This is a genomic window from Scopulibacillus cellulosilyticus (genome assembly GCF_042665295.1).
Taxonomy (GTDB): domain Bacteria; phylum Bacillota; class Bacilli; order Bacillales; family Sporolactobacillaceae; genus Scopulibacillus_A; species Scopulibacillus_A cellulosilyticus.
In genome coordinates, this window is record NZ_JBHTCO010000005.1 from 61,405 (window position 1) to 85,360 (window position 23,956).

Consider the following 23,956-nt stretch of genomic DNA (forward strand, 5'->3'; position numbering starts at 1 on the left):
TTTATAGGGCTTTTTTTATTTTTTATAGAATTTTTAACAAGCGTTTGATTTAATGATATTAGGTAATACATAATAATAAAAACATGCTGATGCTTTTGCTGAGTGTGGAGAATTTTGTTTTAATTTGATAACGAATTATTAATATAGAAAAAATGTTGGAGGAAGACAATATGGCGTTATCGCTGATTGCAACGACGGCAATGGGATTGGAAGCTATTGCTGCAAAAGAATTAAGAGATCTTGGATATGAAGATGTTCAAGTCGAGAACGGAAAAATTATTTTTACCGGCGGGCCGATCGACATTTGCCGATCGAATTTATGGTTGAGAACAGCTGATCGCATCAAATTGAAAATTGGCGAATTTAAGGCAACTTCTTTTGAAGAGCTGTTTGAGCAGACAAAAGCCTTGCCGTGGGCAGATTATTTGCCTGTTAATGCCGAATTTCCAGTAACAGGCAAATCGGTTAAATCTCAGCTCTACAGTGTACCGGATTGTCAGGCAATAGTTAAAAAGGCGATTGTGGAAAATCTAAAGCAGCATTACCATCAAGAATGGTTTGATGAAAATGGTCCGCTTTACAAGATTGAAGTTTCCTTGTTAAAGGATCAAGCCACTTTAACCATTGATACGAGCGGCGCGGGTTTACATAAACGGGGTTACCGCTATTATCATGGACAAGCGCCTTTAAAAGAGACATTAGCCGCTGCTCTTATAACCTTAACGAATTGGACACCGGATCGGCCGTTTATTGACCCTTTTTGCGGTTCCGGTACACTGCCGATAGAAGCGGCGCTTATTGGACAAAATATTGCCCCGGGTTTTAATAGGGATTTTATTTCTGAAGACTGGACGCTCATTTCTCAGGCTGATTGGGATAAGGCCCGCGAGGAAGTTGAGGATCTTGCGAAATATGATCAGCCGCTTAACATACTAGGTACAGATATTGACCATCAAATGGTTGAATTGTCGGCCGGAAACGCGCTTGAGGCGGGATTTGGCGATCTTATTAAATTTAAGCAAATGCAAGTGTCTGATTTTACAAGTAAGGAAGAGTATGGATGTATGGTCGGCAACCCTCCTTACGGTGAAAGAATGGGTGAATATAAAGAAGCTGAAGAGATTGCCCGGCAGTTGGGCCATCTTTATCGTGAAAATCCGACATGGTCGTTTTATTTTATTACATCTTTTGATGACTTTGAAAAGTCTTTTGGTAAAAAGGCTTCAAAAAAACGAAAACTGTACAACGGGAGAATTCGGACGGATTATTATCAATACTTTGGCAAACGACCGCCTAGAATAACTAAAGAGGATGTTTAAAAAAGTTCGAGATGTTTTTGCTCGATCCTTTACCATAGGATATTCAAAGACGCATCGCTAATTTCTTGTCGAAACTCGTAGCAGTTTGAGGAGCATCGCTTGTTACTTTCTTTTTGAAGGATATTGCTATTATTGTATCGAAATGATAAGCAATTCCAAATAGAAAGTAGTGATTATTTTGGCATCAATCAAGGACATTGAAAAAGGTTATTTTGAGTACGTCAAAAAGATCATGGACTTTGAAGAAGCGATTTCGTTAATGGCTTGGGATTTGCGGACAGGTGCTCCAAAAAAGGGCGCGGAGCAGCGTTCTGAAGTGATTGGCACCTTATCCGGTGAAGTTTTTCAAATGTCTACCTCTGAGGAAATGAAATATTACATTGACGCATTAACTGATCCCGGCGTGCAAAATGAGCTGAGTGAAAAAACAAGGAAGTCAGTAGCGTATTCTAAAAGGGAATATGACAAAAATGTCAAAATACCGGAACGGGAATATAAGGAGTACGTGATTCTTCAAGCTAAAACGGAAAGCTTGTGGGAAGAAGCGAAAGAAAAAGCCGACTTCAATATGCTTAAGCCTTATTTAGAAAAAATCGTTGATTTTAAGAGGCGCTTTATAGAATATTGGGGCTGCGAGAGTCAGCCTTATGATAAGCTGCTTGATTTATATGAGCCAGGTGTTACGGTAAGTATGATTGATAAAGTGTTTGGCGAATTGCGTGAACAAATTGTCCCTTTAGTTCAAGAAATTGCAGGTTCAAGGGATCGGCCGGAAACATCATTTTTATTTAAGCGATTCTCAAAAGAAAAGCAGCGAGCGTTCAGCTTACATATTTTACGGGAAATGGGCTATGATTTTGATGCCGGCCGACTCGATGAGACGGGTCATCCTTTTGCAATTTCTTTGAATCCCGGTGATGTCCGTGTAACGAACCACTATGATGAGAATGATTTTCGAACAGCTGTTTTCGGGACGATTCATGAAGGCGGCCATGCGCTTTATGAACAACATATTTCAAAAGAATTGATAGGAACGCCGTTGTGCAGCGGAACATCTATGGGTATCCACGAATCCCAGTCGTTGTTTTTTGAAAACTTTGTTGGACGTCATCATGCCTTTTGGGAAAAACACTATGACAGTCTAAAACAATATGCGGACGGACAATTTGATCATGTTTCTTTAGAAGACTTTTATAGAGCAATTAATATTTCCGGTCCGTCATTAATTCGGCTGGAAGCTGATGAACTTACTTATCCTCTTCATATCATCGTTCGCTATGAAATTGAGAAAGCTTTATTTAATGATGGCTTAGAGGTTAGTGAATTACCTGAAGTCTGGAATGGAAAATATGAAGAATACCTCGGCTTGAGACCTGCAAATGACCGGGAAGGTGTGCTGCAGGATATTCACTGGTCAGGCGGTGATTTCGGTTATTTCCCATCTTACGCATTAGGATATTTATATGCGGCTCAGTTTAAGCATTCAATGCTTAAAGATATACCCCGCTTTAATGAACTTTTAAAAGAAGGAAATATTAAGCCGATTCGTGAATGGCTGACAACAAACATTCATCAGTTTGGAAGAATGCAGAAACCGATAGAAATTCTTAAAGACGCGACAGGAGAGGAATTAAACGCTAAATATCTTGTCGATTATTTAAGTAAGAAATACCGAAGCGTTTATGAACTGGCCTAAATAAAAATAGTAATTAATGAGGTGTTTATATGACCATTCAAAATCCAAAACCGGATGAGCTTAACAGTATATTAGCAAAAGCTAAAAGGATTGCGGTTGTCGGCTTGTCTGATAACCCGGAGCGGACATCGTATCAAGTCGCGAAACACATGTTGGACGCCAGGTATGAAATCATACCTGTAAATCCAAAAGCTGATCAAGTGTTTGGCATAAAAAGCGTCGGGTCATTAAAAGACATTGAAGGTCATGTTGATATTGTCAATGTCTTCAGAAGAAGCGAGTTTTTATTAGATGTTGCCAAAGAAGCGGCGGAAATTAAACCTGATGTTTTTTGGGCCCAGTTAGGTTTAGCGAATGAAGATGCTTATGACTATTTGCAAAAGCATGGAATCACTGTTGTTATGGATCGGTGCATTAAAGTTCAACATGAACAAATGATAAATAGTTAATCAATGCTGATGCCCCATCAATCGTTATGATGGGGCATTTTAGAGGATGTTAAAAATAATCCTGCAAAGATTGAAGGTGAATTTCTTCGTTGTTAAGTCCTTGTCCTCCTTTTTGAGCGCTGCTCTTAAACGTTGAAATAATTTTGACACTTGTTTCTTTAAAGAGAAATTGTTTTAATACATAAGAAAGGCAAGCCGAAACAGCAATGTATACTTTCTTTTTCTTTAAATTCATAGTATAAAAAGATTAGTCTTATTTACTATAGAAACATTTGTTCTGGTATAATGAAATAATTGATGTTGACTGTTTGTTGAAGGGAGTTTTTTTATTTGGCAAGACAAACTGCTTATAACGATGAGACGATTCAAGTGCTTGAGGGCCTGGAAGCCGTTAGAAAAAGGCCCGGGATGTATATTGGCAGTACGGATGCCAAAGGCTTGCACCATTTGGTATACGAAATTGTCGATAATTCGGTTGATGAAGCATTGGCCGGATTCGGCGACGAAATTATTGTGACTTTATATAAAGACAAAAGTGTCAGCATTGCAGATCACGGCCGCGGAATGCCTACAGGCATGCACCGGACAGGGAAACCGACTCCGGAAGTTATTTTTACTGTGTTGCATGCAGGCGGTAAATTTGGCCAAGGCGGCGGCTATAAAACGAGCGGCGGACTTCATGGCGTCGGTGCATCGGTTGTTAACGCGCTTTCAGAATGGCTTGAAGTCACAATAAAAAGAGACGGTCATACTTTCAAACAAAGGTTTGAAAACGGCGGTCATCCCGTGACAACGCTCGAAAAGACAGGAAAGGCAAAAGGGACAGGAACGACTATTCACTTTAAGCCTGATCCAAACGTTTTTAGCACAACAACATTTAATTTTGATATATTAAGTGAACGTTTACGAGAGGCGGCTTTTTTATTAAAAGGTTTAAAGATAGTCCTGATCGATAAACGTTCCGGGGAAGAAGAGACATACCAATACGATTCCGGTATTAAAGCCTTTATCGATTATTTGAACGAAGAAAAAGATACGCTTCATTCAGTCGTATCCTTTGAGGGTACAGCCAATGACATTGAAGTTGACGTCGCTTTTCAATTTAATGATGGATACTCTGAGAACATTCTTTCTTTTGTTAATAATGTTAGAACCAAGGACGGCGGCACTCATGAATCGGGTTTTAAAACCGCTGTTACCCGGGCATTTAACGATTATGCGCGCAAGACCTCTTTATTAAAGGAAAAGAGTAAAAATCTTGACGGCAGTGACATACGTGAAGGCTTTACAGGAATCGTTTCCGTTCGGGTCCCTGAGCAAATGCTGCAATTCGAAGGCCAAACAAAAGGAAAATTAGGGACAACAGAGGCGCGTTCCGCGGTTGATTCAGTTGTTTCTGAACAACTTACTTACTTTTTAGAGGAAAACCCTAAAATTAGTGAAATGCTGATAAAAAAAGCCATTAAAGCAGCGCAAGCTAGAGAAGCTGCCCGGAAAGCTCGTGAAGATGCAAGAAACGGGAAAAAAGGCAAACGTAAAGAAACCGTTTTAAGCGGCAAATTAACGCCGGCATCGTCAAAAAATCCGGCGAAAAATGAATTATACCTTGTCGAAGGGGATTCCGCAGGCGGTTCTGCTAAACAAGGACGTGACCGGAAGTTTCAAGCTGTCCTACCGCTCAGGGGAAAAGTTATCAATACGGAAAAAGCAAAGCTTGCCGATATATTTAAGAATGAAGAAATTAACACCATTATCCACGCTATAGGAGCAGGCGTCGGGACGGATTTTAATATAGGTGATACAAATTACGATAAAATAGTAATCATGACCGATGCCGATAACGATGGCGCGCATATTCAAGTTTTACTGCTGACTTTTTTCTATCGTTATATGCGCCCGCTTGTTGAGGCCGGCAAAGTATACATTGCCCTGCCGCCGCTTTACAAGATCAGTAAAGGTACAGGCAAAAAAGAAGTGATTGAATATGCCTGGGATGATCAAGGCTTAAAAGCGGCTATCCAAAAGATCGGCAGGGGATATATTATTCAGCGCTACAAAGGCCTTGGCGAAATGAATGCTGATCAGCTGTGGGAAACGACGATGAATCCAGAAACAAGAACACTTATCAGGGTTAAAATTGATGATTTAACACGCGCTGAAAGAAGGGTGTCCACTTTAATGGGCGATAAGGTTGAACCGCGCAGAAAATGGATTGAATCTCATGTGGCATTTGGGCTGGATGAAGAAACGAATATACTGGAAAACGAAAATATATCCGTAACTGAGGAGGCATAAGATTTATGGCCAATCCAGAAAAGCTATTGGATCTTCCTCTTGAAGAGGTCATTGGCGACCGCTTTGGGATTTATAGTAAATATATTATACAGGAACGGGCTTTGCCTGATGTCCGTGACGGTTTAAAGCCTGTACAGCGCCGGATTCTTTTTGCGATGCATCAAGACGGGAATACACATGACAAACCGTTTCGGAAATCGGCCAAAACTGTTGGTAATGTTATCGGTAATTATCATCCCCATGGCGACTCGTCCGTATATGATGCTATGGTCCGGTTAAGCCAAGATTGGAAGGTTCGTAATGTGCTCGTTGAAATGCATGGAAACAACGGCAGCTTAGATGGCGATCCCCCCGCTGCTATGCGGTATACAGAAGCCAGATTATCTGCCATCGCTTCTGAACTGATTAGAGATATTGATAAAGAAACCGTTGATTTCGTTCCGAATTTCGATGATACAACTGAAGAGCCTATCGTGCTGCCATCCCGGTTCCCGAATTTGCTTGTGAACGGTTCAACTGGGATTTCAGCAGGATATGCGACAGATATTCCACCGCATCATTTAGGAGAAGTTATTGATGGAGCAATTATGGCTATGGAAAATCCCGACTGTACAGTAGAGGATCTGATGACAGTCATCAAAGGGCCCGATTTTCCAACCGGCGGAATTGTCCAGGGTATCGACGGTATCAAGAAAGCCTACCGGACAGGAAAAGGAAAAATTGTTGTCAGGGGACGTTCAACAATAGAACCGTTAAAAGGCGGCCGCGAACAAATTGTCATCACAGAGTTGCCTTATGAGGTCAATAAAGCCAACTTAGTTAAAAAAATGGAAGAACTCCGGCTCGATCGGAAAGTTGAAGGAGTCGCCGAAGTCCGTGATGAAACAGACCGGACCGGAACGCGTGTCATTATTGAAATGAAAAAAGACGGCGATGCGGCGGGTGTTTTGAATTATTTTTATAAAAACACAGATTTGCAGATCACTTATAATTTCAATATGGTAGCAATCATTAATAAAACACCTAAATTAATGGGGCTTAAGGAAATTTTAGCAGCTTATATTGAACATCAGAAAGAGGTTGTAACCCGCCGTTCAACATATGAACTTAAAAAGGCAAAAGAACGCCAGCATATTGTTGATGGATTAATCAAGGCTGTTTCTATTCTTGATGAAGTTATCCAGACGATACGCGCCTCTAAAGATAAAAAAGATGCAAAAAATAATCTTTCTGAACAATTTGGTTTCACAGACGCTCAAGCTGAAGCGATTGTTAATTTACAGCTGTACCGTTTAACTAATACGGACATAGAAACGTTGCAAAAAGAGGCTGAAGAACTGAAAGAAACCATTTCACGTCTTGAGGCGATTTTAGGATCGGAAAAGAAACTTATTCGTGTCATCAAAAATGAATTGAACACAGTGAAAAAGAAATATGCAACCGAACGAAGAACAACTATTGAAAATGACATTGAAGAAATTAAAATTGATCTTGAAGTCATGGTAGCTTCAGAGGATGTTATGGTGGCACTGACGAAAGGCGGCTATATTAAGCGTTCCAGTTTGCGTTCTTATACAGCCAGCAACGGTGAAGACACAGCTATGAAGGATTCTGACCGGATATTATTGCAATCGGAAATGAATACGACAGATACTTTACTTGTATTTACTAATAAAGGCCACTATCTTTATTTGCCGGTTCATGAAATTCCTGATAAGCGCTGGAAAGAACTTGGCCAGCATGTCGCCAACTTAGTGCCGATAGATGAAGATGAGGAAGTCATTCAAGCCGTTCCAGTCAATGAGTTTAACGAAGGGCACTATTTAACTTTTATAACTAAAAACGGTTTGATTAAACGGACAGAATTGAAGCAATATCAAGCGCAAAGACGCTCAAAGCCGCTTGTCGCCATAAAATTAAAAGGTGATGACGAATGTATCGATGTCCATTTAACGAATGGTTCATCAAATATCATTATTGCAACCCGTCTAGGTTACGGCTTATGGTTTGATGAAGAGGAGGCCGGCTTAGTAAGACCCCGTGCCTCCGGAGTTAAAGCTGTCAATCTTAAAGACGGGGACATTGTGACTGGAGGTAAAGTATTCCCAGAGGGGCAAAATCAGGACTTATTTATAGCAACACAGCGCGGTGCGGTCAAAAAAATGGCGATTGGCCAGACTTTGGAGAAAAGCAGCCGCGCGCGCCGCGGAGTAGTTATGCTAAGGGAATTAAAAAAGTCCCCTCATCGGATAGCAGGAATAGAAGTTGTTAATGACGAAGATATAATGATGTTAAGAACGGAAAACGATATAAGGGTTCCGGTCACTGTCTCCGAGATACGTTCAACGGACCGCTATAACAATGGCACTTTTGTCGTTGATCAAGATGAATCAGGAAATGTTATTGAAATTTGGAAGAATTTAAAATAATTATTGATAATTTTTTTATTTGGGATTATAATGATAAACGTTGGGGTACAAACTCCTTAAAAAGTGTACAAGCACTAAATTTATTGTATAATGAACATAGAAACATGATGATTGCATAATAATATTAAAGGAACCGGAGGTGGGGGCAACACCAACGGTTCCATATACAATAGACTCTGCCAAGAGGAGCGGTTCCGCTTAGGATAGCAATCAACAAATAGACCATCCCTTATGGCCTGTCAAATATAAGGGGGTCTAGCCTTTTTTGTTTGACTGCATTAACGTTACAACGAACATACCGAAGCTTAACATTAACGTCAACGCTTCAAAAGTAGACACAGTCATCACTCCTTTATTCTAGAGTGAACCGGTCCTTTTGTGCAGACTAAAGTCTATTGTAAAATTATTGTAACATGTGTTGGAAAATAATTTCATGAAGAAATAGACTCATTTTCACTTGAAATTTAAAAAAAATTTAATATTTTAATAAAAGCGAAAAAAAAAGGCTTTAGTCCTGTTTTTTCCGCTTTTTTATTTGACACCTTCCTTTTGTTAACCTAAAATATAAATAAGTTAACGAAAGAGAGGTTTTTTAATGCGCACTTTATCATTAGTTCAAACGGCATTATTTGTTGCAATGATTGCTGTCATGGGACTTCTTCCTCCTATTCCAATACCGCTTATAAGTGTGCCTGTAACGCTGCAAACTTTAGGCGTTATGTTGGCCGGAAGTTTGCTTGGGACAAAAAAAGGTTTTATAAGTGTATTGGTCTTTGTCCTTATAGTTGCAGCAGGAGGGCCTTTTTTGTCAGGCGGGAGAGGAGGATTGGAAACTGTTATCGGTCCGTCAGGCGGTTATATTATCTGTTGGCCAATCGCGGCACTTATCATCGGTTATCTCGTAGAGCGATTTAATAAAAAGTTAAAGATAGGCAAACTCATTGTTTTTAATATCATCGGCGGAATTTTAATTATTTACGCAGGGGGTATTTTGTATTATTCATGGATGACGCATACACCTGTCAGGATTGTCGCACTAGGTAATTTAGCATTTTTGCCTGGTGATATGATAAAAGTAATCATTACTTCTGTCCTAACTGTTAAATTAAAGCCTTATTTAAATCAAAAAGAAAAGAAAGAAAAGTCAGCAGCCTAAGGAGTGACATTATGATAACAGATCAAATTTTATATTATGCTGAACGTTTTCCCAATAGAGCGGCTTTAATCGCATCTCATCGGGCTGTCACGTATTCAGAATTGGGGAAACAAATTAAGAAAATTTCTTTAGCTATTTTACATAAAAGAAATCATTCCCCTGTAAGAGCAGGGCTGCTTTTGCCAAACTCTATTGAGTATATAGAGTGCTTTTTGGGTGTTGCTCACAGTGCCAATATTTGTGCTCCTCTTGACCCAAAATGGACAGATAAGCAGCTTAATGACATTATCTCTTATTCCAAGATTGACGTTATCATAACTTGCCGCGATTGGTGCGAACGGATTGACCGCAAAAGCTTTAATGGAGAAATCGTGATAACAGATGACGATAATGGAACTTTCGGCATGCCGGATGATATTAGTCCGCGAACTCATATAGATGGGAAATATAAAGATTTTTATCTTGGCTTTACTTCTGGAACAACGGGATTGCCAAAAGGTTTTCTGCGTCATCAACAATCCTGGATTGACAGCATTAAAGCCAGTCAAAAGTATTTTTCAATAAAGGAAAATGAAATCGTCGCCGCGCCTGGCCCAATGGTTCACTCGTTATCTTTGTACGCTGCTGTCCATGCTTTAAACGTCGGAGCAAGCTTTTTTGTTTCCGAATCGTTTGATGCCCGGCATTTCATCAAAGATATGAAAAGATATAAAATAGCAACGATCTTTGTTGTACCGACGATGTTAGAATCGCTTCTATCTTATCCTGAAGAATTAAAGTCTCATCATCTATCGAAAATTATGTCTTCCGGGGATAAGCTTAGTGTTAAAACTGTTCAAGCTTTAAAAAACTTATTGCCAGATACCCGATTGTACGAGTACTACGGCGCATCTGAAACAAGCTTCATGACATTATATGATCATCAAAAATATACAAAAATGAGCAGTGTCGGCCGGCCGTTTGATCTTGTTGACATTTCAGTTAGAAATGAAGAAGGTTTAGAAATGCCGTCTGGTCAGATTGGAACAATATTTATTAATAGTCCAATGGCTTTCTCTGGATATGACGGGGAACCTCAGCAAAGAGATAAGTGGATAACCGTTGGAGATTTAGGATATATAGATGAAGATGGTTTTATTTTTCTAGTTGGCCGCAAGAAAAATATGATCATTACCGGAGGATTGAATGTTTATCCCGAAGAAGTAGAAGCATGTATTAAAAAAATACCCAATATCAAAAATGTTGCAGTCCTAGGTTTGCCAGATCAATATTGGGGTGAAAAAATCGTTGCTGTTTTATTAGAAAAAGAAACTCGGGAAATGACCGATAAATTTTTAGAAAAACATTGCAGATCCTATTTGCCAAATTATAAATGTCCTAAATCATGGGTTCGTTTAGATGAATTTCCTTTAACGTCAAGCGGAAAAGTGGCCAGGAACCGTTTAAAGGATCTGCTAATGAATCAAGACGGGGTTTTATTATGAGAAAGGCAGTCATTATTAAGGCAAAACGGACACCTGTTGGCAAAGTCGGCGGTATTTTAAAAAACTTTCCGCCCGAGGAGCTGGCAGCGTCAGTTATTCGCGATTTACTGAAAGAAACAGGTTGTCCAGTTGATCGTATTGATGACGTGATACTGGGCAATGTTGTTGGACCCGGAGGTAATATGGCCCGCCTGTCATTATTAACGGCCGGTTTATCTGTTGATATACCTGGTGTTACGGTAGATCGGCAATGCGGATCCGGTCTTGAAGCGATTAATATGGCATGCCGTTTTGTGCAGGCAGGTGCCGGTGATATATACATTGCCGGCGGGGTTGAAAGTACCAGCCTTGCTCCGTGGAAGATTGAAAAACCCCCGACAATTTATGATCACAAACCTCCAAAGATTTTCACAAAGGCGAGATTTTCGCCCGATCATATCGGTGATCCGGATATGGGAGTCGCAGCTGAGAATGTCGCTGAGAAGTATGATATTTCCCGAAAAGATCAGGATCGATATGCCCTGTTTAGCCACCTGAAAGCTGCCGCATCACAAAGATCAGGGCGTTTTGACAAGGAAATCACGCCGCTTGAACAAATGACGGATCATTTAATAGATAAAGACGAGTGTCCCCGTCCCAATACAAGTATAGAAAAACTTGAACGTTTGAAACCGGTATTTACAGAGGATGGGACAGTCACAGCTGGAAATGCATGTCCTGTCAACGATGGTGCAGCGGCTGCATTGGTGATGTCAGCAGAAAAAGCCAAAGAATTAGGACTTTCTGCTGATCTGGAATTTATTGACGCCGTTACTGTTGGTGTTGATCCGAACATTCTTGGCATCGGTCCGGTTCCTGCAGTCAAAACGTTAATTAGCCGAAACAATATATCAATCAATGATATTTCCTATGTTGAATTTAATGAAGCCTTTGCTTCACAAGTACTTGCCTCTTTAAGAAATTTGGATATTTCAGAGGACATCGTGAATCATGGCGGCGGGGCGCTTGCCTTAGGACATCCTTATGGTGCGTCGGGTGCAATTTTAGTCACAAGACTATGTACTGAAGCTTCAAACTATCAGGGGGAATATATGCTGGCAACTTTGGGTGTCGGCGGCGGCATGGGCATGGCAACACTCTTCAAAAGTATTGTCAGTTAAAGCGTTGACTCCGGTTAGATTAAAAGTTACAATAACTTCAGAATCAAATAGGTGATGGAGTTCACCGTTAACTGCCTTTAAGTAACCTTATTTAGGCTAATGACTCCTGCCATATTATCTATGGCAGGAGTCTATTTTTTTGTGAAAAACAAATACTAAAGAAATAGAGGAGGTTTTATGAACAATGGTTTATTGGTTTGTCGGTGTTGGCGGCATTATTGGTGCTTTATTAAGATATGGTGTCAGCCATTTATTCAGCGGTGTTTGGACGGGTGCTTTTCCATTTGCTACATTAGTAACCAATTTAATTGGAAGTTTTGTTCTTGGATGGCTGACAACGTATCTTTCAAAAAATAAACGTGTCCCTGCTGAGCTTTTTACCGGTTTAGGGACAGGCATGATCGGGTCATTTACAACCTTTTCAACATTTAGTGTTGATACAGTTAAGTTATTAAATGCCTCTCACATCGGTCTCGCCTTTATCTATGTGGTCATCAGTCTTTTTGGAGGGCTAGTATTATCCTATGCCGGCTATAAAGTTGGCGATCAAATGTTTCAGAAGGCAGGAGGGGCATCATGATATTTTTAAATATTTTTTGGGTCGGTGTCGGAGGTTTCTTTGGCGCTATATCACGTTATTGGGTAAGTTCTAAGTTCAATAAAAAAGGGAAATCATCATTTCCTTATGGAACGCTTTTAGTCAATCTCATTGGTTCCTTTTTATTAGGATTGATTTCAGCGAGCCGGTTGGCTTCTTCTTGGCAATTACTGTTAGGGACTGGATTTATGGGGGCATTCACAACCTTTTCAACTTTTAAGCTTGAAAATATCCAAATGCACCTTAAACGGCAAAAGGGCGTTCTTATTACATATTTAGCTGTAAGTTATATTGGCGGTATCCTTCTGGCTTTTGCCGGCATGGTGATCAGTATGGCATTTTAACTTATGAGTAGGCCCGGTGCAAACGGAGCACCGGGCTTATGCGTGCCATTAACATTCTAATTGCTTTCTTTGTAATATCAAACGTCTAAACCGTCTTTGAACAACCGAAAGCCTTATAAATAAACAAATTGCTCCAACTGCCAAACCAACAATTAAACCAATCCAATATCCAAAAGGCTCAAGCGGTGTAAAATTAGCCAGAATATAACCTAATGGCAGCCCGATGATCCAGTAAGAAACAAGCGTCATCACAAGAGTAATATTAACATCCTTATACCCTCTTAAAATCCCTTGAATCGGCGCCCCTAGGGCATCTGAGATCTGAAAGAAGATTGCATATATCACAAATTCCTTAATCATGTGTCTTACTTGAGTATCCGTCGAATATAATTTTGCGATTTGACCGTTTAATAAAAAGACGGCGATCGCAAAAATAATTGCCATTGAAATCGCTATGGCAATGCCGATGTAGCTGTATTGCTTGGCATCTTGAAACCTTGCAGCGCCTGCTTCAAAACCGACGGCGATCGTTAGCGCCATTGATATACTTAAAGGAATCATATAAAGAGCCGAAGCAAAATTCATAGCTGATTGATGGGCAGCGACAATAATGGTACTATATTTACTCATAAATAAAGTCACCGCTGAAAATATACTCGTTTCAAAGAAAATAGAGAAACCGATAGGGACACCGATTTTTAACTGTTCTTTCCATGAGGCAAAAGAAACGCGATACAGCTTTTTAAAAACCTTATAATCTGCAAAGGGCTGTTTATAAATAATCACAAATAGTGCAATAAAAGTAATAATCCAATAAGCAATGGCTGAAGCATATCCAGCGCCGACACCGCCTAATCGCGGAAAGCCCATTTTCCCGAAAATCATAAAATAGTTAAAAATAATATTGATAGGCAGTGCTGTCAGTGTAATGATCATTGTCAGCCTTGTCTGCCCGTGTGAGTCAATAAAACAGCGAAGCGCATTATAAACAAACAATGGAATCATCCCCCAGGCAAGCGCCTTGAGATACCTGTATGCAATATCTTGAACCTGGGGAGATAAGTCCATTGCATTTAAAATGGGATTGACAACGAGACCGCCAATAACCATGACGGCGACTGCAATGACAACAGCTAAATAAATAGCTTGCATGAGGGAAAAAGGAATGTTTTCTCTTTTATTCGCGCCAATAAGCTGAGAGATAATGGGAGTTAGAGATAACAGGATCCCGCTTAACCCCGTAAAAATGGGCGTCCACAGACTTGACCCAATCGCAACACCAGCTAAATCGTCCGCACTGGCATGCCCGGACATCACTGTATCAAAGAAGTTCATAGCATACATGCCCAATTGTGTAATTAGAATAGGAATTAAAATAGAAATAAGTAAACGTGTTTTTTTACCCATTGAATGTGTTTGATACATAAATATCAGCCTTTCATAAAGAGTCAAAAGGGCAATCAGATGGATTATATCATAAATTTTCTATAATAGTGCATGTTATTAACATAGTTTGCTAAAAATGACATAAGAAATAGTTAAAATAATATCATAATATGCAAGTTGAAAAACTATACAAATTTTGCTAGTCCGGCATTTAATAGTAGAGAAGTTATTTAAGAAGGTTTATAGAAAGAAGGTTTGTAATGAATATACTTGACATTAATGCCGGTCAAGGCGATAGTGAAAAAGAGATATATCGTGTGATTTGCGGATCGTTCGCCGATAGAAAAAATGCTGAGGCACGTGATCTTCTTTTGAAAAGCTACAAAGTATCATCCTTTATAACATCGACAAAGATAAATGGCAAAACATATTATAGAGTGCAAACAGGGGCATTTACAAATAAAGAAAATGCTGAACAGCAGGTAAAGATGTTAGAAGGATACGGCCTCGATGCGTTTATTATAACCGCGCAGCCTGAAAATGTTGATAAGCCATCAGGCAAACAGCCGAAGGAAGAGCTGACGATTAGAGGGACACATGTATTATTACCGGAGCATTTAAATGCTTTTGTACGGAGTGTAAATGAAAAAGCGCCGCTGCTTGGAAGGTATTATATTGAATTTGGGTATGATTATGGCATCAGAGGCGATGTTGCCTTCGCTCAGGCCATATTAGAAACGAATTACTTTCGCTTTACAGGAGATGTCAGCCCCGATCAAAATAATTTTGCCGGACTTGGCGCGACAGGCGGCGGTGCAAAAGGCGCTTCGTTCGCAACGCCAAAAGAGGGAGTCCTTGCTCATCTTCAGCACTTATATGCTTATGCTGCTTTAGATGCTCCGCCCGATAAATATCCGATTTATGATCCAAGATTTGATATGGTTAAAAGGGGCAGCGCGGTCACTTGGACGGAATTGAATGGAAAGTGGGCAGTTCCCGGTGATCAATATGGACAACATATCATTGACATATATATTCGAATGCTGACTTATACCGAAAATCTTCTTGAACAGCAACAAAAACTTATCAAGCAAACGATTAATGAAATCAAGAATTAACAACAAACAGTTTCCAGATATTTTGTTAATTTTTAAGGATCCTATTAAGTTTTTTCCGAAATATTGATATGCTTAAACCAGCTTACCCTTAATAACTATTAATATCTAATATTGAGCGGCAAAAATAAACAAAGTTATCAATTTAGTTTTAAATGAAAATTTAGTCCATAAATAATTAAAGGTAATTGAATAAGATATTTAAAAGAAATAATTCTTAACAATAGATTTAAAAATATGAGATGAAATCGATATTTATAATAATTTTTATTAATGGGAATGACTATAATGTATTTTTTGATATGATTCGGAGTGGACCTATGAAAAACGGAAAGTCGTGGTACAAACTTGATAATGCGGGGAGACTGTATTCATCAACCATTTCCTCAAGAGCCACAACTTTATTTAGAGTTTCCGCAACACTAACTTCAACAGTGGATCAGGCGATCTTGCAGCAAGCGCTTGAAGCAACTTTGGAACGTTTTCCTTTTTTACAAGTTCAATTAAAGAAAGGTTTCTTTTGGTATTACTTTGAGGAAACTAATGAAATTCCTGAGGTAAGTGAAGAAATTTACTATCCTTGTATGAGTTTGTCAATAAGAAGACGGGGAACCTTCCCATTTTGTGTGCTGTACTATAAGAAGCGGATTGCTGTTGAATTCTCCCACAGTCTAACGGACGGAACCGCCGCGCTTAAATTCTTAACAGAGCTTATTATTCAATATTTGAATCTAAAGGAGTCTTTACCTGTAAAAAATGTAACTGTTAATGAAGAACAATTAAAGGCCGAAACCGAAGATGGATTTCAAAAATATTATGAAAAAGATATCCCCCCTTTAACTCATTCCCTTGAAAATGCATATAAGTTGCCAATAAAAATTGATGATCAGGGTGTATATCATATTACAACAGGGATAATAGATGTTAAATCGCTTAAACAGAAGGCAAAAGAATACAAAGTTTCTATATCAATTTTTCTGACAGCCGTTTATATAGATGTTCTTTTAAACATTCAAAAAAGTGCCAATCAGCAAAAGAAACCTGTCGTCATTAATGTCCCGGTAAATATGAGAGCTTTTTTTCCAAGTTTGACGATGAGAAACTTTTTTGTAAGCATTACGCCTTCAGTTGATCCAAGATTAGGTGAATACCAATTTACTGAAGTTTTAGCAGAAGTGAAACATGAGTTCAACCGTCTGCTTTCACCAAAAAAATTGAAACAATATATTAAGATGAATGTAAAGAGAGAGAAGTCTCTATTTTTAAGAATGATACCCTTGCCTATCAAGGATTTGATAGCCCCTTTTATTTACTCGATTTTTGGTGAAAAGCAGTATACAAGCGGTTTATCTAATTTAGGGATAGCCAATGTACCAAATGGGGTTCAGCCTTTTATAGAAAGGTTTGAATGTTATCCGCCGCCAAGTATTGGTAATAAAGTAAAGGCCATGATGATTAGCTATAAAGATCACACTTATATATCATTTGGAAGCTTATCTAAGAATCGCATCCTTGAACGAGAATTTTTCCGCAGGCTTCGTAAACTGGGAATGAACATTAAAATTGAAACGAATACGGAGGGAAGCTAATTTGGCATATTGTCCAAAGTGTGGTGTAGAAGTACAAAAAGGTAATCAACCATGTCCATTATGCAATTTTCATATTCCAAAAATTGATGACTCAGAACAAGATGGTGATCATCGGTTTCCTTTAGCTGTTGATTCCTATTCTTTTATAAAGGTAAGCGTGTTTAAGCCGGTTTTCATCTTTGTTTCAGTATTTGTATTCATAGCAGTGAGCATGATGTTCTATATCGATTTTCAAGTGCACGGGGCATTTACATGGTCTAGATACAGTAATATAAGTGTACTTGCCGGATGGGGGATTTTGTTTTGTTCACTCAGTTATATGACAAGTTATTTTAAAAAAATCATCGGTATTTTAATGATTATTTTAGGTCTGCTTTTTGGGATTGATTATTTTTATAACGGTCATTGGTTTGTTCCCTTAGCTTTACCAATTGTCGGTGGAATGATGGTCATCGTCATATGTTATCTCGTGCTTATAAAATTGTTTAAGTTTAAAAAGATCAACATCATTAAATTTCTTTTTATAGCTTTGATCATTTTATGTTTATGGACAAATTATTTTATCTGCAGCTATACAGAGCAATCAGACTGGTTAAGCTGGTCGATTGTCGCAGCCGCTCAACTGGTGCCTATATCCATCGTTATCCTTTATATTTTCGGATTGCCAGAATATATAAAGGAAAAAATGATTAGGAAATTTCATTTATAGAATAAAAATAACGACTAAGTGAAAAAGATAAAGGAAAACCAGTTTTTTGTTTTGGAGGATAACATGAAATTCGGCTGTCACATCAGTATACGAAACGGTTATTTAGGTGCTGCCAAAACAGCGTTAAAAATAGGTGCACAAGCCTTACAATATTTTCCTAAAAATCCGCGCAGCTTGAAGATTAAGGCATTTGACCGTCACGATGCCGAAAGCTGCGCCAGTTTTTGTTTAGAAAATAATCTTGCTTCCATTGCTCACACATCATACCCTGCCAACTTATCCGCCGATTTTCCGAAATCAGATCAAGTTGTTCAATCAATATTAAACGATTTAGACATTGCCGAGGCTTGCGGAACAATCGGCGTCGTTGTCCATTTCGGTTCTTATAAAGGAGAAGACCCGCTGGAAGGTTATAAACGAATGATTGACACATTAAATAACATACTGGACCGATGGCATGGTGACAGCCTTATTTTAATAGAAAATAATGCGGGGAAAAACGGTCAATTAGGAACAACTATTGAGGAATTAGTAAAGATTCGTCAATTAGTTGACGATCCGGAAAAAATCGGCTTTTGCTTAGATACTTGCCACGCTTATTCAAGCGGATTATGGAATGGAGATAATTGGATCGAGATTGTGAAAAAAGGCCAATCGCTCGGCTACTTTGAACAGTTAAAAGCGGTTCATTTGAACAATTCAATGTACAAGAGCGGTTCAAAGCGTGACAGGCATGCAAATATCCATAATGGATATATTAAAGAAAAACAAATGAAGGCGTTTATTGAATCCCCTGTAATAAAACAAAAGCCGATGATCTTAGAAACGCCTGTGACCGAAAGCTTTACACACGAAGATGAAATTGCTTATTTAAAGAAACTTACTATCAGTCATTAAATTAAATATAAGAATAACAGCCCTGCTTAACAATATTTATAAAAATTAAGCAGGGCTTTATGCGGTTTGTACAAAAAATCTTCAAAAGGTATTTTAAGAATAATATCGAATTAAACATTTATTGGATAACGGGTATCAGAGGTGAGAAGACATGAAGCGAATTATGGTCATTGGTGTTTCTGCAGGCACAGGGAAATCGACATTTGCCCGAGAACTTGGGGAAGCTTTGAATATTGATGTTTACCATTTAGATGCTTTGTACTGGAAACCGGGTTGGATCGAAGCGCCTCTTGAAGAGTTCGAAGCAGCACAACGGGAAATTGTGAATCGAGCTCAATGGATTATCGAGGGTAATTATACCAACACCTTTGATATCCGTATAAATCATGCTGATACGATTATATATTTGGAATTGCCGCTGTATGTATGCTTATACCGTGTTTTCAAACGGTGGTTAATGAATATTGGCAAAACACGTCCTGATATGGGGAAGGGATGTAAAGAAAAAATAGATTGGCAATTTCTTAAATTTATATGTACAACATACTATCCCCGTAAGAAAAAAATGGCTGAACGACTGCAAGAGTTTCAAAGAATTGGGACTAAAAAAGCGGCTATTGCGTTGACAAGTAAACAAGAGATTAATTTATATTTAGAAAGTATAAAAAAGGGCGAGGCAAGTTAGTCTTATCCCCTGATTAGAGGTGTAATAGATGAATGCCGTAATTAATACTTTAAGCATAGTGTGGGGGCTTATCATATTAATTATTTTCTTCCTCAAATTAAAGAATAAGGATTTCAAAGAGTATAAAGAAAAAAGCGAAGGTGTTGATGAAGGATTCCCACTGTTGGTCATTTCAAATTGGGTTCTTAGAAAAACGCCGATAGTATTTATAAAAGGGGTTGTTCTAACCTTTGGGTTAATTTTTCTTTTAATTGGTTTGGCAGGGTTTTTGGCTGATAAGTAAATTTGAAAGAGGCAGAACCAATAAAATACAATGTTACTTAAAGAGCGGCCTTTTAAGTAATAGGTGTTAAAGGGAAATTACATTAGTTTGCGTGGAAAATCTTGAATGTGTTAACGAAATTTTAAATCTGGAGGAATAACAATGTTAGCTGTCATTGAAAAAGCAGAGAGAGGCTATATCGCTCGATTTGAACGTCCGCTGCACCATTCGGCGGAGGAAGTGTGGGCTGCTTTAACCGAGAATGATAAGTTAGCAAAATGGATGCCAAATTTGCAAGTTACGGATCTTCGAAAAGGAGGAACCATTAAATTTAACATGAATGACGGAACCGGCGCTTTTTTCGATATTAAGATAACAGACTTCGAACAATATTCCGTTTTGGAATACGAATGGGGTGAAGGCCGGGTTCGTTTTGAGCTATATGCTGAACCTGATGGTTGCTTATTAGTATTAAAAGAGTTTATCAACTCGTTAAATGATCACACATCAAAAGATTTGGCGGGATGGCATGTATGCCTTGATATGTTAAGGGCTTTAATGGATGGCCGTCCTATGGATTTCCCAAAAGAAGATTGGGAAAATTGGTATGAGCAGTATAGGGCAGCTGTCAATGAGATAAAAAAGTAGTTGTTGCACTGACTCATACCGCAATGGCAAGGAGGCAAAACCTTAAATTACCGCTTCGGTTCCCGTCTTTTGGCGCGGCTGGCTGCACCCCAATTGTTAGATGTGTGTCTAGCAATTGGGGTCAGTTCATTTTGGCCCTTTTTTAAAATCCTTGCTTGTTAATAGAAAATCTTATTAGGAGATTCTTTTATCTTTGGATACTAAAGCTTTAGAAGCTGGCATTTCTTTTTTTGTCTTTATATTTACTAGCGCAATACTAATCACGACTAAGAAAAGACCCGCTAAAAGATTAATCGTAATTGCTTCATGAAGAAATAAGGAGCTTCCTAGAATAGAAACAACAGGGATTAAAAAGGTATAAGTTGATACCTTGCTTGCTTCCCCAGAACTAACTAAGGTAAAGAAATCAAGCCAACCTAACGCTATCACAAATATAGAGATAAATAATAACGATGATATAAAAGGAATGTTCCATGAAATAGATGACCAGCTTTCAGTCAATGTACCGGATATTAGCAGGAATAGCCCGCCAATAATAATATGAAGGGTAGTGAGCCAAACGCCATCAACTTTGTGCGCTGTTTTTTTCATATATACCGTTCCAAAAGCCCAGGCAAGAGCAGTACCTAAAGCTAACAAAACACCGATAACCGAAATATGTCCAGCTAATCCTCCTATACAAATGACTGCCACACCTGCAAAACCAAGTATTAATCCAATAACTTTAAGAAAATACATGGATTCACTAAGCCAGATCCAAGAGAATACACCCATCAAAACAGGTTGAATAAAGACAATAGAAGTAAAAAGTCCTGATGGTAAATATTCCAAACCAACAGTTTGAAGACCATAAAATAAAATAATATTTAAGATTGCTGATATAAAATATATATACCATGTCTCTTTAAACCGAAGCCTTTTATATCTTGGAATCGCAATGATAAGTAATATAAGTCCGCCTATAAATACTCGTATCCCCGAAAACAAGAGTGGAGGTGAATAATTTAAGGCAAATTTAGCCATTGGCCAGTTTGCTCCCCACATGATGACGAGAAACGCAAGGAGAAAGGCATTTTTCAATTTAACTTGTTGCTTCATCATAAAACCTCCCTTTCATGTACCTAATCAATGATACTATACCTATAAATATAATTAAAATAAATGTTTTTAACAGGTGGCATAAACATCTGCTTATGATGACGAAGGCGGCTGTTAAACTGAAAGCAAAAACACTTTCTTAGACAATTAGAATGCTTTACACCTATTTGCAAAATGGCGGAAACCTTGAAAAAACTTCAAACACCCTGGCTTTATCCATGAGCGGATTAAGGTATCGCATTCAAAAAATTGAAGATTTACTTGAAGAAGATCTTCGTGATCAGCTTGTCGGTTATCAGTTTTTTTATGATTACAAGCGCCTATCGTTACGGGAGAAGTTCTTGTTGAATAGATAGGAACCAACAGTGGAAATCGATTCAGATATATCAATATTATTTTTCTTGAAAAAATTAATAAAATAGTTTGACAAATGAATATGTTAAGCATATAATTGTCGTAACAAGTAAATATCAAATAAGAGTAAGAGGGGGTTAGCGATGCTCAAGACACTTGACGTATCCGTTGGCTACCCTACAGTATTAACGGGTCGTAAAATCGTTCACTTTCTATATATCCATCTTCGCCTGTACGATATTACGCCAGAACAATGGACCGTGCTGAGATACTTAGGGGGGCAAGACGGCATTACCCAAAAAGACCTGTCGCAAAAGTCAGGAAAGGATCAAGCAACAGTCACAAGGATCTTAGATATTTTAGATCGTAAAGGATGGATTGAACGCAGAGCCAATGCTGATGACAGACGTTCATATTTGGTTTATTTTACTGAAGAAGGAAAAGCGCTTCGAGATAAATTAGAACCTTTAATGCAGGAAATATACGAGAAAGTGTTTGACGGTATTTCTGAAGAGAAGCTGGAAGTGTTTTTGGAAGTGTTAAGCCAAGTTAATGATAATTTAGAGTATGAATTTGAAAAACAAATGGTGAAGTGATTTTTTTACATTAATAAAATATAAATTGGCAGAAATGTTGGCAAATCGACGCAGACGCTAATTTTAAGTTTTCTTTTAAAGCGCTTTCTTATGTTTGTTGTGTCATTAGTAAGGGAGTAAAAATCCGAAATTTACTCCTTTTGAATCATTAAGGAGGTTAAAAAAATGGATGATCGAACTTTCAGAGATGCAATGGGGAAATTTGCCACAGGTGTTACTGTCATTACGACAGTCTTAGAGGATGAAGTTCATGGTATGACGGCTAACGCTTTTATGTCCGTTTCGCTTAATCCGAAACTTATCTCTGTTTCGATTGATGAAAAAGCCCACATGCTTAAGAAGCTTGAGCAAGCCGGGAAATTTGCCGTTAGTATTCTTTCTGAAGATCAGGTGGAGATGTCGATGCATTTTGCCGGTCAAAAAGAAAAGCATGACATCGAATTTGGATGGATTTCCGGTGTACCGGTAATTAAAAATGCTTTAGCAAACATTATTTGTGATGTTTACGATGCGCATAAAGCCGGCGATCATACATTATACATTGGAAAAGTTATTGATCTTTGTGTCTGTCAAGGCAATCCGTTAACGTTTTATGGAGGAAAATACGGAAGAAATTTGCTTGATCAAAGTCAGGCGGTTTAATTGATTTTACTTGAAGGGAGTGATTCATGCCAGGCGGTTTTTTATTATCGATGAAATCATTCTCGTAACAGTTTTGACCATTGCTGACAAATAAAATTCAAATAAATAGAGGAGAGGATTAGTTTGATCGATCTCAAGAACGCGCGTGAAAAACTTAGAGGTTCAATTGCACCAATTATTACCCCATTTGATGAAAAGGGAGAATTTGATCAAAGCACTTTTGAATCATTAATTAACTGGCATATTGAAAGCGGTTCCCATGCCATTTCTGTAACCGGAACAACCGGAGAACCAAGCTCTTTAACAACAGAAGAACGTGAAAAGGTGATGGAGGCAGCTATCAAAGCAGCCAACGGCAGAGTACCAGTTGTTCCAGGCACCGGATCTACTAATCATAAAGAAACACTTCACTTAACTCGTCTTGCTCAAGAAATGGGCGCAGATGCAGCACTCGTTATCGTACCTTACTACAATAAACCATCGCAACATGCACTTTATAAACATTTTAAAACTGTCGCAGATTCAGTTGATATTCCCATCATTGTATATAACATCCCAGGCAGAACAGCAGTAAATATGGAAGTTAAAACGCTTGCCAGATTAAATGAAGATTGTCCAAATATTATCGGTGTCAAGGAATCAAATAAAGATTTTGAACATGTGAACCGTGTGTTATTGAATTGTGGACGAGATTTTCTCCTATATTCAGGCATTGAGCTGCTTTGTTACCCAATGCTTGCGATTGGCGGGGCAGGCTCAATTAGTGCGACTGCCAATATCGTGCCTGATAAAGTGGCTGAGCTACATAATGCATGGTTCGAAGGCGACATTAAGCGGGCGCAAGATTTGCATTATGATTTAATGCCTTTAAATGACGTATTGTTCAAAGATACGAACCCTGCACCGCTTAAAGCTGCTCTTGGCATGATGGGGAAAATCACACCGAAATTGCGTATGCCGATGGAATTGCCAACTGAAGAATTACAGTCCGAAATCCGTTCGGTATTGGAAAAATACGTTGACCTTTCTGTTAAGCAATAAGAGA

General features: G+C 38.6%; 24 protein-coding genes and 1 riboswitch. Of the genes, 21 read left to right on the plus strand and 3 right to left on the minus strand.

Features of this window, described 5'->3' with window-relative positions:
• Positions 1-170 precede the first annotated feature (170 nt).
• From ACFQRG_RS06925 to parC, 5 genes are all read left to right on the plus strand, one after another.
• Entirely contained in the window at positions 171-1,319 is a 1,149-nt protein-coding gene (locus tag ACFQRG_RS06925; protein WP_380965133.1) for a THUMP domain-containing class I SAM-dependent RNA methyltransferase, read from the plus strand.
• Positions 1,320-1,494: 175 nt separating this feature from the next.
• Positions 1,495-3,015, plus strand: coding sequence for a carboxypeptidase M32 (locus ACFQRG_RS06930; RefSeq protein WP_380965382.1), 1,521 nt, complete (start codon positions 1,495-1,497; stop codon positions 3,013-3,015).
• 29 nt (positions 3,016-3,044) lie between these two features.
• The gene (locus tag ACFQRG_RS06935; protein ID WP_380965134.1) at positions 3,045-3,464 is read left to right on the plus strand and encodes a CoA-binding protein; all 420 of its coding nucleotides are present in this window, start codon (positions 3,045-3,047) and stop codon (positions 3,462-3,464) included.
• 330 nt (positions 3,465-3,794) lie between these two features.
• Positions 3,795-5,759, plus strand: coding sequence for a DNA topoisomerase IV subunit B (parE, locus tag ACFQRG_RS06940; RefSeq protein WP_380965135.1), 1,965 nt, complete (start codon positions 3,795-3,797; stop codon positions 5,757-5,759).
• Positions 5,760-5,764: 5 nt separating this feature from the next.
• The gene (gene parC, locus ACFQRG_RS06945; protein WP_380965136.1) at positions 5,765-8,188 is read left to right on the plus strand and encodes a DNA topoisomerase IV subunit A; all 2,424 of its coding nucleotides are present in this window, start codon (positions 5,765-5,767) and stop codon (positions 8,186-8,188) included.
• A 255-nt stretch (positions 8,189-8,443) separates the two neighbouring features.
• Here parC and ACFQRG_RS06950 read toward each other — a convergent pair whose 3' ends face one another.
• Positions 8,444-8,533, minus strand: coding sequence for a putative holin-like toxin (locus ACFQRG_RS06950; protein WP_380897061.1), 90 nt, complete (start codon positions 8,531-8,533; stop codon positions 8,444-8,446).
• Positions 8,534-8,783: 250 nt separating this feature from the next.
• Here ACFQRG_RS06950 and ACFQRG_RS06955 point away from each other — a divergent pair, with 250 nt between their 5' ends.
• From ACFQRG_RS06955 to crcB (ACFQRG_RS06975), 5 genes are all read left to right on the plus strand, one after another.
• A complete protein-coding gene (locus ACFQRG_RS06955; RefSeq protein WP_380965137.1) occupies positions 8,784-9,344 on the plus strand; it encodes a biotin transporter BioY in 561 nt (186 codons plus the stop codon).
• Positions 9,345-9,355: 11 nt separating this feature from the next.
• Positions 9,356-10,828: an AMP-binding protein gene (locus tag ACFQRG_RS06960; protein WP_380965138.1), complete on the plus strand. Its 1,473-nt coding sequence runs from the start codon at positions 9,356-9,358 to the stop codon at positions 10,826-10,828.
• Positions 10,825-11,988: a thiolase family protein gene (locus tag ACFQRG_RS06965; protein WP_380965139.1), complete on the plus strand. Its 1,164-nt coding sequence runs from the start codon at positions 10,825-10,827 to the stop codon at positions 11,986-11,988. The genes ACFQRG_RS06960 and ACFQRG_RS06965 overlap by 4 nt, the downstream gene beginning before the upstream one ends.
• 41 nt (positions 11,989-12,029) lie before the next feature.
• Positions 12,030-12,104: riboswitch (Fluoride riboswitch) on the plus strand.
• 68 nt (positions 12,105-12,172) lie between these two features.
• The gene (gene crcB / locus ACFQRG_RS06970; protein WP_380965140.1) at positions 12,173-12,568 is read left to right on the plus strand and encodes a fluoride efflux transporter CrcB; all 396 of its coding nucleotides are present in this window, start codon (positions 12,173-12,175) and stop codon (positions 12,566-12,568) included.
• A complete protein-coding gene (crcB, locus tag ACFQRG_RS06975; RefSeq protein WP_380965141.1) occupies positions 12,565-12,930 on the plus strand; it encodes a fluoride efflux transporter CrcB in 366 nt (121 codons plus the stop codon). Before crcB (ACFQRG_RS06970) ends, crcB (ACFQRG_RS06975) begins: the two co-directional genes overlap by 4 nt.
• A gap of 48 nt (positions 12,931-12,978) precedes the next feature.
• Here crcB (ACFQRG_RS06975) and ACFQRG_RS06980 read toward each other — a convergent pair whose 3' ends face one another.
• Entirely contained in the window at positions 12,979-14,355 is a 1,377-nt protein-coding gene (locus ACFQRG_RS06980) for an MATE family efflux transporter (RefSeq protein WP_380965142.1), read from the minus strand.
• Between the two features lie 221 nt (positions 14,356-14,576).
• On the opposite strand from ACFQRG_RS06980, the gene ACFQRG_RS06985 reads away from it, so the two are divergent.
• The 7 genes from ACFQRG_RS06985 (at position 14,577) to ACFQRG_RS07015 (ending at position 20,221) form a co-directional block, all read left to right on the plus strand.
• Positions 14,577-15,434 carry an SPOR domain-containing protein gene (locus tag ACFQRG_RS06985; RefSeq protein ID WP_380965143.1) on the plus strand — a complete coding sequence of 286 codons (858 nt, stop codon included), beginning with the start codon at positions 14,577-14,579 and terminating at the stop codon, positions 15,432-15,434.
• Positions 15,435-15,751: 317 nt separating this feature from the next.
• Positions 15,752-17,020 carry an alcohol acetyltransferase gene (locus ACFQRG_RS06990; RefSeq protein ID WP_380965144.1) on the plus strand — a complete coding sequence of 423 codons (1,269 nt, stop codon included), beginning with the start codon at positions 15,752-15,754 and terminating at the stop codon, positions 17,018-17,020.
• Position 17,021: 1 nt separating this feature from the next.
• Positions 17,022-17,729 (plus strand): DUF6320 domain-containing protein, encoded by a 708-nt coding sequence (locus tag ACFQRG_RS06995; RefSeq protein ID WP_380965145.1) that lies wholly within the window; start codon positions 17,022-17,024, stop codon positions 17,727-17,729.
• A gap of 63 nt (positions 17,730-17,792) precedes the next feature.
• The gene (locus ACFQRG_RS07000) at positions 17,793-18,626 is read left to right on the plus strand and encodes a deoxyribonuclease IV (protein WP_380965146.1); all 834 of its coding nucleotides are present in this window, start codon (positions 17,793-17,795) and stop codon (positions 18,624-18,626) included.
• A gap of 151 nt (positions 18,627-18,777) precedes the next feature.
• Positions 18,778-19,311 (plus strand): P-loop NTPase family protein, encoded by a 534-nt coding sequence (locus ACFQRG_RS07005; protein WP_380965147.1) that lies wholly within the window; start codon positions 18,778-18,780, stop codon positions 19,309-19,311.
• A 28-nt stretch (positions 19,312-19,339) separates the two neighbouring features.
• Positions 19,340-19,594 carry a hypothetical protein gene (locus ACFQRG_RS07010; RefSeq protein WP_380965148.1) on the plus strand — a complete coding sequence of 85 codons (255 nt, stop codon included), beginning with the start codon at positions 19,340-19,342 and terminating at the stop codon, positions 19,592-19,594.
• Positions 19,595-19,735: 141 nt separating this feature from the next.
• Entirely contained in the window at positions 19,736-20,221 is a 486-nt protein-coding gene (locus tag ACFQRG_RS07015; protein WP_380965149.1) for an SRPBCC family protein, read from the plus strand.
• Positions 20,222-20,395: 174 nt separating this feature from the next.
• On the opposite strand, the gene ACFQRG_RS07020 is transcribed toward ACFQRG_RS07015, so the two are convergent.
• Positions 20,396-21,319, minus strand: coding sequence for a DMT family transporter (locus ACFQRG_RS07020; protein ID WP_380965383.1), 924 nt, complete (start codon positions 21,317-21,319; stop codon positions 20,396-20,398).
• 152 nt (positions 21,320-21,471) lie between these two features.
• On the opposite strand from ACFQRG_RS07020, the gene ACFQRG_RS07025 reads away from it, so the two are divergent.
• The 4 genes from ACFQRG_RS07025 (at position 21,472) to hpaI (ending at position 23,952) form a co-directional block, all read left to right on the plus strand.
• A complete protein-coding gene (locus ACFQRG_RS07025) occupies positions 21,472-21,675 on the plus strand; it encodes a helix-turn-helix domain-containing protein (protein WP_380965150.1) in 204 nt (67 codons plus the stop codon).
• A 141-nt stretch (positions 21,676-21,816) separates the two neighbouring features.
• Positions 21,817-22,269 (plus strand): MarR family winged helix-turn-helix transcriptional regulator, encoded by a 453-nt coding sequence (locus ACFQRG_RS07030; protein ID WP_380965151.1) that lies wholly within the window; start codon positions 21,817-21,819, stop codon positions 22,267-22,269.
• A gap of 165 nt (positions 22,270-22,434) precedes the next feature.
• A complete protein-coding gene (locus ACFQRG_RS07035) occupies positions 22,435-22,911 on the plus strand; it encodes a flavin reductase family protein (protein WP_380965152.1) in 477 nt (158 codons plus the stop codon).
• A 126-nt stretch (positions 22,912-23,037) separates the two neighbouring features.
• Complete coding sequence (gene hpaI, locus ACFQRG_RS07040; RefSeq protein WP_380965385.1) at positions 23,038-23,952, plus strand: 2,4-dihydroxyhept-2-ene-1,7-dioic acid aldolase; 915 nt, start codon at positions 23,038-23,040, stop codon at positions 23,950-23,952.
• The last annotated feature ends 4 nt before the right edge of the window (positions 23,953-23,956 follow it).

Coding starts and splice junctions, on each gene's coding strand:
- ACFQRG_RS06925 (WP_380965133.1), top strand. CDS start 171: ATGGCGTTATCGCTGATTGCAACGACGGCAATGGGATTGGAAGCTATT.
- ACFQRG_RS07020 (WP_380965383.1), bottom strand. CDS start 21,319: ATGAAGCAACAAGTTAAATTGAAAAATGCCTTTCTCCTTGCGTTTCTC.
- ACFQRG_RS06980 (WP_380965142.1), bottom strand. CDS start 14,355: ATGTATCAAACACATTCAATGGGTAAAAAAACACGTTTACTTATTTCT.
- ACFQRG_RS06950 (WP_380897061.1), bottom strand. CDS start 8,533: ATGACTGTGTCTACTTTTGAAGCGTTGACGTTAATGTTAAGCTTCGGT.
- ACFQRG_RS07005 (WP_380965147.1), top strand. CDS start 18,778: ATGAAGCGAATTATGGTCATTGGTGTTTCTGCAGGCACAGGGAAATCG.
- ACFQRG_RS06935 (WP_380965134.1), top strand. CDS start 3,045: ATGACCATTCAAAATCCAAAACCGGATGAGCTTAACAGTATATTAGCA.
- ACFQRG_RS07010 (WP_380965148.1), top strand. CDS start 19,340: ATGAATGCCGTAATTAATACTTTAAGCATAGTGTGGGGGCTTATCATA.
- ACFQRG_RS06955 (WP_380965137.1), top strand. CDS start 8,784: ATGCGCACTTTATCATTAGTTCAAACGGCATTATTTGTTGCAATGATT.
- ACFQRG_RS07035 (WP_380965152.1), top strand. CDS start 22,435: ATGGATGATCGAACTTTCAGAGATGCAATGGGGAAATTTGCCACAGGT.
- ACFQRG_RS06990 (WP_380965144.1), top strand. CDS start 15,752: ATGAAAAACGGAAAGTCGTGGTACAAACTTGATAATGCGGGGAGACTG.
- parC (WP_380965136.1), top strand. CDS start 5,765: ATGGCCAATCCAGAAAAGCTATTGGATCTTCCTCTTGAAGAGGTCATT.
- ACFQRG_RS07030 (WP_380965151.1), top strand. CDS start 21,817: ATGCTCAAGACACTTGACGTATCCGTTGGCTACCCTACAGTATTAACG.
- ACFQRG_RS07000 (WP_380965146.1), top strand. CDS start 17,793: ATGAAATTCGGCTGTCACATCAGTATACGAAACGGTTATTTAGGTGCT.
- ACFQRG_RS07015 (WP_380965149.1), top strand. CDS start 19,736: ATGTTAGCTGTCATTGAAAAAGCAGAGAGAGGCTATATCGCTCGATTT.
- ACFQRG_RS06985 (WP_380965143.1), top strand. CDS start 14,577: ATGAATATACTTGACATTAATGCCGGTCAAGGCGATAGTGAAAAAGAG.
- crcB (WP_380965141.1), top strand. CDS start 12,565: ATGATATTTTTAAATATTTTTTGGGTCGGTGTCGGAGGTTTCTTTGGC.
- crcB (WP_380965140.1), top strand. CDS start 12,173: ATGGTTTATTGGTTTGTCGGTGTTGGCGGCATTATTGGTGCTTTATTA.
- ACFQRG_RS06965 (WP_380965139.1), top strand. CDS start 10,825: ATGAGAAAGGCAGTCATTATTAAGGCAAAACGGACACCTGTTGGCAAA.
- ACFQRG_RS07025 (WP_380965150.1), top strand. CDS start 21,472: ATGCTTTACACCTATTTGCAAAATGGCGGAAACCTTGAAAAAACTTCA.
- ACFQRG_RS06960 (WP_380965138.1), top strand. CDS start 9,356: ATGATAACAGATCAAATTTTATATTATGCTGAACGTTTTCCCAATAGA.